This is a genomic window from Thermogemmatispora sp., assembly GCF_019683635.1.
Lineage (GTDB): Bacteria > Chloroflexota > Ktedonobacteria > Ktedonobacterales > Ktedonobacteraceae > Thermogemmatispora.
In genome coordinates, this window is record NZ_JADGIA010000032.1 from 21,831 (window position 1) to 33,612 (window position 11,782).

Consider the following 11,782-nt stretch of genomic DNA (forward strand, 5'->3'; position numbering starts at 1 on the left):
CGGGCCTCATCTCTCTGGTGCAGGCTGGTTAAGAGCAGGCAAACAGGCAGATAGGCGAGCAAGCACAGAAGCCACCCCAGACCAGAGGGCAGCTAGCGATAGGAGGACGCCTGTAGATTGAAGAGTTCGGCATAGCGTCCTCCGCGCGCCATCAGCTCCTCATGGCTGCCTTGCTCAATCACCTCGCCTCGCTCCAAGACCAGAATGAGGTCGGCCACACGCACCGTCGAAAAGCGGTGCGAGATAAAGATGGCAATGCGCCCGCGGGTCAATTCGCGCATGCGGGCAAACAGATCATGCTCGGCCTGGGCGTCCAGCGCCGAGGTCGGCTCATCGAGAATGAGGATCTGGGCCTCGCGCATAAAGCCGCGGGCCAGGGCCATCTTCTGCCACTCGCCGCCCGAGAGATGGTGGCCCTCCTCGAACCAGCGCCCCAGCATTGTCTCGTAGCCCTGCGGCAGACGAGCGATCACCTCGTCGGCTCCGCTCTTCTGGGCCGCCGTCGTGATCCGTGATCGATCCTCGATGAAATCAACCTGGCCGACGCCGATGTTCTCGCGAGCCAGCAGCTGGTACTGCACAAAGTCCTGGAAAATGATGCCGATCTCGCGGCGCAGCTCGTCAGGATCGTATTCGCGAATATCGTGACCATTGACCAGAATCTGGCCCTCCTGGGGATCGTAGAGGCGCGCCAGTAACTTGACCAGGGTGGTCTTGCCGGCCCCATTGCGCCCGACGATGGCCAGCGTCTGGCCACCCTCCAGCTTAAAGCTCACATTGCGCAGCGCCGGCTCCTGCCGTCCCTCGTAGCAGAAGGTCACGTTGCGGAACTCGATGCCCCGCGTAAACGGGCGCTCCAGCGGCACAGGATTGGCCGGACGCGGCATCTCGGGGCGCAGGGCCAGCACCTCAAAGAGCGTGCTCAGATACAAATTATGCTCATACATCGATGAGAAGCCGCTCAGAATATTTTGAAAGTTATTCTGTACAGAGTTAGCGGCCTGGGTATAGAGCGTCAAGTCGCCGATAGAGACGCGTCCATAGATGGCCTGAATGGCCACATAGAGAAAGGTGCCGCTGCTCACCAGCGTCGTCAGTGTTCCCCAGCCGAAACCGGCCAGATAGCGTCGTACCACCAGGCGGCGCTCTTCGCTGAGGAAGCGCTCGGCGAACTGCTTAAAGCGTTCGATAAAGAATGGACCCAGGTTGAAAATCTTGATCTCCTTCTGATAGGAGTCGGTGGTCAGCAGGTTGACCAGATAGGCTTGCATGCGCCGTTCCTGAGACTGGCGCCGTCTGAGCTGAAAGCCGCGCCAGCCGTAGCGCGCGTCGGCGATAAAGGCAGGCACCGGCGCCACGAGAGCGATGACGGCCAGCCACCACTCCAGCCGCACCAGCAAGACGATCATCGAGCCAAAGGTGAGAGCGTTGCGCAGCAGGGAAAAGGTGCCGGCGATCATCATCACCGGGCGCAGCATGGCCTCTTGCTGCACCTGCTGCAGCTTATCGTAGAATTCGGAGCGCTCGAAAAAGGCCATATCGAGAGTATGAGCGTGCTCGATCAGCAGATACTGTACGCGGCTGGCCGTTTCATCCTGCAGGATCTGCTGAAATGTATTGCTCAGCGTGCTCAGCAGACTCATCACGAGGTTCAGCAACAGCTGCAGCCCGGCCAGGATGGCGATCAGGCGCAGATAGTAGTCGGCGCGCGCGCTCTCCCTGATGGCCATGACGACAGCATCCAGCAGGAGCTTATTGAGATAGATAGTCGAGGCTGGCACGAAGGCCAGCAGCAGCGTGGTTAGACCCAGGCCCAGGGTCAGCCAGGGGTTGGTCTCCCAGACCAGGCGCAGAGAGCGTGCCAGGCCGGCGAGGGCCCCTGGCACGCTCCGCACAAAGCGGACGAGACGCTCCCGCCATGAGAGGTCTTCGTCCTCCTCGCTCTGCTGCCTGAACGGTGAGGGTCTGCGCATCATGTGCGTACGATAGAGCATATTCCCCTTACAGCGTTGATTTGATGTATTGCGCTGCCCTGTGGGCCAGCGCCATGATCGAGAGCATCGGATTGACGCCGGAAGGCGAGGGGAAGACGCTACCATCGCAGACAAAGAGGCCGCGCACACCATGCACCTCATGATTGCCATCGACCACGGCCTGCCGTGGATCGCTGCCCATACGACAGGTACCCATCTGGTGGGCCGTGAAGATCATGAGGCGATTGGGGGCCAGGCCGTGGCGCTCAAGCTGGCGCTCGAACTCGCGGAACTGCCGTTCATCGAGCGTGCCGTCGGCGGCGCGATCCAGGCGCGTGCGCCGCGTATGCAGCGAGAGCACAGAGCGTGCGCCGGCGGCGAAATGCACGCGCGCCGCCTGTGCTATGCCGTGCAGCAAGTGGCGGCGATCGTAGACCGAGACCACATAATCGATGACTGGCTCGCCATCCTTGGCGACAGTGACGCGGCCCTCCCCGCGATCGCGGGTCAGGACGATGAAGGCCGCCACGTAGGGCGCCTGCAGCAGCTCGCGGCGGTAGTCGCGCGCCGACCACCAGGGCAGGGCCACGCCCAGCATCCCCGGATGCACGGGAGCGGTCTCCAGCTTGTAGCCATAGGTACCGTCTAGATGGCCAAACTGATTGCTGTAGGCCGACTGCAGGACCCCTTTCCAGGGATAAATCTTGTCAGGATAGAGGCCGGCCACCACCGCCGTCGGGTGCAGATAGAGATGGCGCCCAATGTGGGGATTGCTCAAGCCGGAGCGCAGCAAGAGGGCCGGCGAGTGAATCGAGCCCGCCGCCACAATGACGGCCCGGGCCCGCACAGTCAGGCGACTGAGGCGTCCACTCTGAGGATCACGCACGCTGGCTACGACCCCGACAGCGCGCCCCTGCTCGATCAGCACACGATCGGCGCTGCAGTTCACGATGATGCGGGCGCCTGCCTCAAAAGCGTCCTGTAAATAGGTTGCGAGCGTCGAGCGCTTGCAGCCGTAGCGGCAGCCGAAACAACAGGTGCCACAGCGCTGGTTACAGCCGACGGCATTACGACGCAGGACGCCTGCATGGTAGCCCAGGGCAGTGCAGCCATCGGCCAGAACCTGATTCTGCCGATTGTGAGCGCTATTCTCCATATTGACACCGATGCGCTCCTCGACGGCAGCGAAACTGTCCTGCAGGCTCTTGCCCGTCAGCTCGCTCACGCCTGATTGCCTTGCCCACTCGTCCAGGATGTCCTCCGGGGTTCTGAAGGAGGTCATCCAGTTGACGACCGTCCCTCCGCCAAGCGTGCTGCCAGCCAGGACGGTGATGCCGAGGTCGCGCGAGGTCAAGAGGCCACGCTGCAGGTAGAGTTCGGTCATCCCTCGCCCTTCCTCAACTGGAAAGGTCTCTTCATTATAACATCCCCCTTTCTCAAGGACCACCACGCTCTTGCCGGCACGGGCCAGCTCCCCGGCGACGACTCCCCCACCAGCCCCGGAACCGATGACGACGGCGTCGGCCTCCAGAGTGGTATCGTTTTCGATAGGGAAAGGCTGCAGGGAACGCGCGACGGTCGCCGGCGGGTCCTGGGGCGGCGTGTAATCCAGCACCTCCCAGTTGGGATTGCGACCCCGCTCATCGAGAGCTGCAAAGAAGATGAAGCCGGCCAGCCGCTTCATGGCCTGGAAGCCCTGACGCAGCAGACCAAGTGGACTGTTGGCCAGAGCCAGGAGATAGCGCTCGCGCAGCTCCTGGGGCAGGCTTGTGAAGGACTGGGGCCTGCCAACAAGGAGCAGGGAGGTGAGCGGACTGCTCAGAAGGGCGAGAAGCTGGCGAATCTGCCCTTTGCGCTCTTCCCCTTCCAGGGCCAGCATCTCGGCCATGCGCTGGGCCACCTGGAGGTCGGCAGCTCGCCGTCGATAGTAGGCAGCTTCTTCGGCACTCACTCCGGGGGGCGGTTCCAGCGAAGGGAGCAGGGTATCACAGATAGCTTCCAGAATGGCGAACTCGGCAGGCGAGAGCCACGCCGCTCCCTGACTCTGACGCTGCACGATGGGTGATAGCACAGTGGAGGAGATGGTCATTGAGCGTACCTCCTTCCTTTCGCTCAATACACTGGATCATGCCGACGTTGCATGATTTTGGGCAAAGCGATACAGTCACAGTGAAGAGCTGACATATCTCTATAGTGTAGGTAAGTATAGCATAATCTGGCCTGCCCTTCAGGCCCTCTTATGGCGTCTCGTGCCGCTCCCCAAGCGCTTTCAGGCCCTCTTGACAAATCTGACTGACAGTCAGTCAAGATCTTGCGACCAGAGACGAGGGTAGGCTGCGACGAAGGGAGCTGAGGGCAGAGAAGAAGACCAGAAAGGCGGAGCTGGCCGGAGTTATAAGAGGTATTGCCGGCGCCAGGCAGGCGTTGGAGCAAGGAGAGTGGCGCGGGCAGCTCACGCTGTGGCCAATGCTGAGTGGAGCCTCCCGCCCTGGCTACGCTGGCACGGCGGGAGAGCAGCAATCTGGAGTTGGTGATTGGCCACTCAGCTCAGGCCATGCTGCGAGAGGCAGTCATCCCGATGAAAATCGGTCTGGAGGAGGCGCTGAGGGATCAGACGAAAGAGGCCCGTTCCGATTTGGACTGCATTTGTCAGGGTTCGCAGGGCCATTAAAGCCCCAATGCGCGTCTCCTCACTATAGTCGAGCAGTTCAACCATGTGATCGAACTCGGCCTGCGTCAGCACCTCATAGGAGAGATCTGGGCGCACCAGCATCGTCAAGTCGAGATCGACGTAGCGCACACGTGCCACCTCGATAGTCGGTGGCAAGATAATGGTCGCATAAGTATAGAGCAGGTCGCAGCCATTATAGAAGGCGCTCAACATATACCAGCGCTCCGGCCAGAAGAACTGGAGACAATGATGGCGCAATGGGCGCGTTCCGGTGGTCCACTCCATCAGTGTTCCGGCAGGCAGCCAGAGGCGCAAGCAGTCGGTTCCTGGTGAAGCAGTTGGAGGATCGCTTAGCTGCACCTCTGGTGAAAGGCGATAGGAGCGCCAGGTGCCACGCAGCACTCCATCATAGCTGCGACTCTCGACACGAAAATCCGGTTGCATACGTATACTTCTCCCTTCCATCCGCCTCATAGTACGCAAATCTGCCCGGTTCGTCAAGCTGGGCCGGGTGGAGCATGAGTGAGGGCGCAGGTTCACCTTCTGCTTCTACTGATCCGCGCCTCCTCGCAGGCTGGTTCCAGCGATCAACAGCTGCTATCTCCCAGCCAGCGAAATATAGTAGAATAACAGCTAGAGATTTGCCTTACGCCGTCGTCAGAGCAAGCCCAAGAGCGAGCGAGAAAGGGTTTCTCCTGCGCCAGCAAGAGCAGCGGGCAGGAGTTGCGAAAGAGTATAGAGATCATGCTGCGCTGTCCGCATTGTCAGACGCAGAATCCATCGCATGCCAAATTCTGCTTTGCCTGCGGCCTTCGCTTCCTGATCTGCCCATATTGCGGTACGGCCAATCCCCCGGTAGCCCGCTTCTGCATTGAATGCGGACGGGTTCAGGGACAGAAGGGACGTGGACGGGAGCCAACGGAGACCTCGTCTCTGCCGATACCAGCTGTCCGCGGTGGAGAGGAAGGAGAGTCGTGGCCAGAATCACTGCCCCAGCTGCCTGCGCCAGTGCTGGCGCTGGAGCCGGCTTCGGAGGAGGCACCAGCACCGCTGCCAGCTTTGAGTACGCCCGAAGAGCGGCGGGTGGTGACCGTGATGTTCGCCGACATCATCGGCTCGACGCCCCTGGCCGATCGCCTTGATCCAGAGGACTTGCGGGCCATCCTCGCAGGCTACTTCAACCTGATGACAGAGCAGATTCGCCGCCACGGCGGTACTGTAGAGAAATATATCGGTGATGCCGTCATGGCTGTCTTTGGCCTGCCGCTGGCGCACGAGGATGATCCCGATCGGGCCATTCGAGCTGCCCTCGACATGCAAGCTGCGCTGGTGCGTTTCAATCAGGAACGACTTCAGCGCGATCCAGAGGCGGTGCTTCTCCAGATGCGCATCGGGATCAACACCGGTGAAGTGGCCACGCCCGGGCCTGATGGCAGCCTCAACAGTCGCCGGGATTTTCTAGTGACGGGTGAGGCGGTCAATCTCGCCGCGCGCCTGCAGCAGGTGGCTAGTCCCGACACTATCCTGGTAGGGGAGCGCACCTATCTAGCCACGCGAGAGATCTTCCGCTTTCGCCCGCTGGCGCCCTTGCAGCTCAAGGGGAAGGAGGAGCCGATCCGGGCCTGGGTTGTGCTGGGCCTGGCGGACGAGCAGCCCGCCAGTTCACTGGTAGCGCGTGCTCGACGCGGCCTGCTGGCCCCGTTGATCGGGCGCTCGCTGGAACTGACGCTGATGCACGCGACCTATGCTCGTGTACTGGCCGAGCGGCAGCCTCATCTGATCACCTTGCTGGGTCCCTCGGGCATCGGCAAGTCGCGCCTGGTGCACGAGTTCATCGATCGCGAGCAGGAGAAAGCCCGCAGTACGACTGGCCCAGATCAGCTGCCGGTGCCGCTGGTCATGCATGGGCGCTGCCCGCCCTACGGCGAGGGCATCACATACTGGCCGCTGATCGAGATCCTGCGGGCCTTGCTCCAGGTTCAATATAACGAGAGCGATGAGGATATCCATCGGCGCTTCACAGCCTTCGTCAGTGAAGTATTGGAGAGGGCCGGGCACAAAGAAGAGGCCGAGGATGTGGCTGAGGCCATCCTGCTGAGCGTGGGGCGCCAACTCGGAAGGTCGGTAGCTTTGCCACCGAGCGGTGAGCGTCGCGAGCGGCAGCGCATGGCCCATACTCGCAATCTTGAGCAAAGCGGTGCTCAGATGAGCTTACTACGCTCCTGGCGTATCTTCCTCGCGGCGCTGGCTCAGCAGCAGCCTCTCATTCTCGTGATCGACGATCTCCAATGGGCAGATGAGGCCCTGCTCGATCTGCTGGAGCACCTGATGGAGCGCCTGAGCAACGTTCCGATTCTCTTGCTCTGTCCGGCGCGGCCCGAGTTTCTGGAGCGGCGCCAGGACTGGGGTGGGGGCCAGCGCAATTTTACCACTATTGTGCTAGAGGCCCTTTCCGCCGAGGAGAGCAAGGAGCTGGTGCGCGCCTTGCTGAAGAACACCGAGCTACCCGAAGCTCTCTGTCATACGATCCTTTCCCGGGCTGAGGGCAATCCTTTCTTTGTTGAAGAGCTGATCCGCATGTTCATCGACCAGGGGCTTCTGGTCTATGAGCAGGATAGCTGGCGCGTGGCCCGCGAGAAGGAGCATCTTTTTAGCGAGTTGGCCAGCCCGGCAGGGCCTCCCGATGATGCCCTGCTGGATCTCCATTATACGCTGCCCTTGCCGCGGGTTCCCGATACGATCCAGGGCGTTCTGGCGGCGCGTGTCGATCTGCTCAGCCCTGTCGAGAAGCATGTCTTACAGAAGGCGGCGATCATCGGACGCACGTTCTGGCTCTCGGGCTTGCGCGAGCTGACGGATGATCTGGATGAGGAGACGCTCTTGCAGACCCTGGAGTCGCTGATCACGCGCGACTTTATCTCTGAGTCGGAGCGGCGCGATCGCAGCCCCGTTGAGAACGATCGAGTCTTCAGCTTCAAGCATATTCTAACGCGGGATGTCGTCTATCATACGCTTTCGCGAGCCCACCGCGCTCTGAGCCATGCCCGTCTGGCGCGCTGGCTGGAAGAGCAAGTCAACGGGCGCACTGATCGCTTTGTTGAGTTGCTGGCTTATCATTACCAGCAGGCAGCTGCTCACTGGACGCCCAATTTGCTTGCCAGCCTGGCCGAGCAAGCCGAGCCAGAGCTGACACTGCAGGAGCTGCGGCAGCGAGCTACGCTCTATCTGACGAGCGCGGGCGATCAGGCGCTGCGCAGCTACTACACGATTCGCGCCATCCAGGCTTATAGCGATGCGCTGGAGTTGTTGAGCGAGAGTGGAGCGGAGCGGCGTGCCCTGGCCCGCATGTATGAGAAGCTGGGCGACGCCTTCACGCAGCGCGCCAATCTCAAGGAAGCCTGGCTGGCCTATCGGCAGGCGCTCCAGCTGCTGGAAGCTGTGGACGAGCCGCCTTCGGCTGATCTCCTCTATCTTTACGATAGTCTGGCAGAGCTGGCAACGCGCTGGGGGCCGTGGCACGACGCCCCTCCCGATATGGATGAGGTACGCTCATATATCGATGCCGGGCTGGCTCTTGCAGAGGATCAGGGAGACCGCTCTGTCTTTCTGACCTATCTGGCTCTGTGGCATATGCGTTCGCGAGAGGATGATCCCAACGACGTTAATGAGCGAGCCAGGCAGGCGGAGCAGGCGCTCAAGAGCGCCCGTGAGGCGCGGCGCCTGGCTGAGGAGGCCCAGGATATAGAAGCGCTCTGGCTGGCCCTCGACGCTCTCGGCGGTATCTATATGAGGCTTTGCGACTATGCCGAAGCCCATCGCACTCAGCATCAGCGTCAGCAGCTCCAGGCCCAGATTACTCGTCAGCAGGGGAGGCAGGATCGGCAGGAGTTGCACGACCTCTACTATTCCCTGGGATGGGTGCACTTTTTTATCTGCGATTATCCAACGGCAGCGCGCTGGTTCGGTGAGTCGTGGCAGGTTGCCCAGACAATGGAAAGTCCGCCGTTGCTCCTGCTCAGTATGCTGGGACGCATCCATGTCTGGTACGAATGGGACCGCTGGGGTGATGCGCGTGAGGCAGCGCAGAAGGCTCTGCAGCTGATCGAACAATATCAGCTTGAAGAGATGTGGGAGATCGATGCCCTGAAGCATCTGGTAATGATTGCTTATCAGACGGGTGACTATGAGAGTGGGGAACGCTATCTGCGCCGTCTCAGGCTTGTCGGTGAGCAGGCAACCTCTCGTCTGCTGCGCCTGGATCTGGAGCTAGTCTTGCAGCTTGCGCGCCAAGACTGGGATGGGGCAGTTGAGACGCTCAAGGAGGAGATTCGACGTCACGAGCCATTTGTCCGACCGGAGCAGCAGTCGCTGCTGGCCGAACTTCTGGTTCAGACCGGCGCCCCTGCTGAGGAGCAGGCCGCGTGGTGTCAGCGGGCGCTGGCGGCGGCGCGCCGGTCTGAGGCATTGAAGGCCGAGGGACGGGCCTGGCGGGCGCAAGGCCGTATGGCGCTGGCTCTGCAGCGCTGGGAAGAGGCGCGGACCTGTCTGCAGCAAGCCTTAGCACTTTTCGAACGCCTTGACCTCCCGTGGGAGCGAGGCCAGACCCTCTACTGCCTTGGCGAGTTGCATCAGAGACAGGCTGTCAGCGCTCAGCTACCTGATGCGGTGGAGTTGTGGCGCGAGCTGGCTCGCCGTTACTTTACTCAGGCGCTGGGCTTCTTTAGGGCCTTGCGCGCCGTACGCGATATCGAGCGGGCCAATCGTGCCCTGCAAGAGCTGTCATAGCAAATTGCAGAGGATAGCAGGGAGAGTCAAATCTACAGCGAGCGGGTGGTGGATCATTTATATCTCTGTCAGGGTTTCATAGCGCCACCAGTGTTCATCGTGCCAGAGGCGTGTCGAATCCCAGGCCGGTCCCATCGTGCGGGGCAGTGGCGCCAGGTGGACCTGCTGCAAGGCGGCGCCTGCCTCCAGCAGGTGACGCTGAACGCTACGTAAAGCCAGCTGCGGCGTATTGTTGACCTGGCTCAGATGAGCCAGCCAGATCCAGCGCAGGCCATCGGTGCGCCAGGTCTGCAAGATTGCCTGTGCTGCCTGCTCGTTAGAGAGATGGCCCGTGGGGCTGAGGATGCGCATCTTGAGGGCATAGGTGTAGGGACCACGCAGGAGCCGTTCGCGATCATGATTGGCCTCCAGGATCAGCAGGTCGGCTTGACGCATCGCCTCTAGCATGATCGGAGTGACCGAGCCGCTATCTACTACCACGCAGACACGACATCCTCCGGCGCTAAGCAGGTAGCCGCAAGGAGCAGCAGCATCGTGAGGGACTGGAAAGGAAACGATCTCGACATCGCCGAGCAGGCAGGAGCTGCCAGCAGACAAGGCCAGTGTTCGTCTCAGGGGCAACGAGGTCGTCACTCTCTCCGCGCAAGCACGGTGTTGTCCCTGCCGGGCGGCAGGGCGCTTCTCTCTTAAACCAAGAGAGAGAGGCTGCTCCGCATCAACCTGGCTGCCAGCTGTCGCTTGGAATTCTGGCCGTGAGTTATCTACCAGGGCTGCCAGGGTAGCAGGGTCAGAGATCACGAGAGGATCGTAGCGCTTCAGCAGCGTGGGAAGGGCCAGCGTATGGTCATTATGTTCGTGAGTGAGAAGAACAGCCAGGATCTGGGCAGGGGAGACGCCGGCGAGATGGAGGCGATTGATCAACGTGCGGCAGGGCAGGCCAGCATCGACCAGGAGTCTGGTTCGTCCGTTGGGGCCGGCCTCAATGAGCACGGCGTTGCCGCTGCTGCCACTTCCCAGAGAAATCACGCGCATAGACTCTCTACCCGGGCCTGTTCTGACATTGCTAGTTTTTGCTCTGCCTCGTCTTCGTTGTCGACGTGGCAGGAAGCCTGGCCTTCCCTCACGGCATCAGCGTGCAGGTTGCTCAGGCAGGCCAAGCAGGAGGCGCGCGTTCTCACCCAGGATTTTGGTCAGTTCATCGGCGCTGAGGCCGGCCTGCTGAATGTGCTCGATGACGCGGCGCTGGCGCAGCAAGCCATAGTCACTGGCGAACAGAATGCGCTCAGCGCCTACCAGCCTTGCCACCGTTGGGAAGATGGCTGGACGGTAGAGGAAGACCGTTGCAGCAGTATCATACCACACCAGGGAACAGGCCTGCTGCACCTCTGGCATCAAAGTATAAAAAGGCAGGCCTCCACCCCAATGGGCAGCGACGAAGCGTACATCGGGGAAAGCCGTCAAGAAAGCGACAACATCGGCCACGGAGACATCGCCTTTGCCGGGATAGAGGTGGCCTACAGGCTCGCTGCAATGGGAGAGGACGAGCAAGCGATAGTGGCGCACCACCTCAATGAGGGGAGCCAGCAAACGGGTATCGCTCAGGCGATAGCCCTGGCCGTGAGGCATCAGTTCGCCCATGCCGATCATACCAGCCTGTACACAGCGCTCCAGCTCGTGCACCGCGCGGCTGCCAGCCGTAGGTAAGATTACCGCCATGCCATAGATGCGGCCCGGATAACGGCGCATGGCATCCAGGACATAGCTGTTACACTCCTCGATGAGGCCCGCGTCGGTCCAGCCGAAGGAGAAGGCCACCGAAGCATCCACGCCCGCAGCGTCCATTTCTGCGATCAGGTCCTCAGCAGTGGCCAGCTTAGTGCGGGGATTGGCATAGAGGGTCCGAAACCAGGGATCGCGCTCGCAGTAGCGCTCACGCTGCTGACAAATAGAGGGAGGAAAGAGATGGGTGTGGAAATCAATGATCATGTTCCGCTTCGCTTCCAGAAGGGTGCTCCAGGCTATTAAAAAAGGGCGTTGCTCACTGGCACGCCCCTTTCTTTTCCTGCTTCCTTACTGTGCCTCTTGGATATGCTTTTTTGGAAGAAAAAGCAACAGCGAAACAGGGAGAAACCTCCAACTGAAAGGTGTCTTGCCTCAATTTTGCTGAGGGAGAAGTCCGTCGCGACAGCGGGGAAGCGTCGCGCGCTCCATCCTAGACAACAGCAGGCGTTCAGTGATCTTTTGCAGTATCGTAAGGAAGGCACAAGCCGTTCGGTCATTAGGGCCGGTCAGCTGCACCTGTTACCAGGTGTCCACCTCCGGTCTATCAACCAGGTGATCTTCCTGGGACCTT

General features: G+C 60.9%; 6 protein-coding genes and 1 rRNA gene. 1 reads left to right on the top strand and 6 read right to left on the bottom strand.

The features are described 5' to 3' along the window. Window positions 1-92: 92 nt before the first annotated feature. The 3 genes from IRZ31_RS05840 to IRZ31_RS05850 form a co-directional block, all read right to left on the bottom strand. Entirely contained in the window at window positions 93-1,994 is a 1,902-nt protein-coding gene (locus tag IRZ31_RS05840; protein WP_297150886.1) for an ABC transporter ATP-binding protein, read from the bottom strand. A gap of 7 nt (window positions 1,995-2,001) precedes the next feature. After that, complete coding sequence (locus tag IRZ31_RS05845; protein WP_297150888.1) at window positions 2,002-4,062, bottom strand: GMC family oxidoreductase; 2,061 nt, start codon at window positions 4,060-4,062, stop codon at window positions 2,002-2,004. Between the two features lie 453 nt (window positions 4,063-4,515). Then, window positions 4,516-5,088 carry a DUF402 domain-containing protein gene (locus IRZ31_RS05850; protein WP_297150891.1) on the bottom strand — a complete coding sequence of 191 codons (573 nt, stop codon included), beginning with the start codon at window positions 5,086-5,088 and terminating at the stop codon, window positions 4,516-4,518. A 300-nt stretch (window positions 5,089-5,388) separates the two neighbouring features. On the opposite strand from IRZ31_RS05850, the gene IRZ31_RS05855 reads away from it, so the two are divergent. Continuing rightward, a complete protein-coding gene (locus IRZ31_RS05855; RefSeq protein WP_297150893.1) occupies window positions 5,389-9,429 on the top strand; it encodes an adenylate/guanylate cyclase domain-containing protein in 4,041 nt (1,346 codons plus the stop codon). 57 nt (window positions 9,430-9,486) lie between these two features. On the opposite strand, the gene IRZ31_RS05860 is transcribed toward IRZ31_RS05855, so the two are convergent. The 3 genes from IRZ31_RS05860 to IRZ31_RS05870 all read right to left on the bottom strand — a co-directional run. Further along, window positions 9,487-10,461 carry an MBL fold metallo-hydrolase gene (locus IRZ31_RS05860; protein ID WP_297150896.1) on the bottom strand — a complete coding sequence of 325 codons (975 nt, stop codon included), beginning with the start codon at window positions 10,459-10,461 and terminating at the stop codon, window positions 9,487-9,489. A gap of 96 nt (window positions 10,462-10,557) precedes the next feature. After that, window positions 10,558-11,415: an amidohydrolase family protein gene (locus IRZ31_RS05865; RefSeq protein ID WP_297150899.1), complete on the bottom strand. Its 858-nt coding sequence runs from the start codon at window positions 11,413-11,415 to the stop codon at window positions 10,558-10,560. 272 nt (window positions 11,416-11,687) lie between these two features. Next, a 23S ribosomal RNA gene (locus tag IRZ31_RS05870) occupies window positions 11,688-11,782 on the bottom strand; the annotation flags it as partial.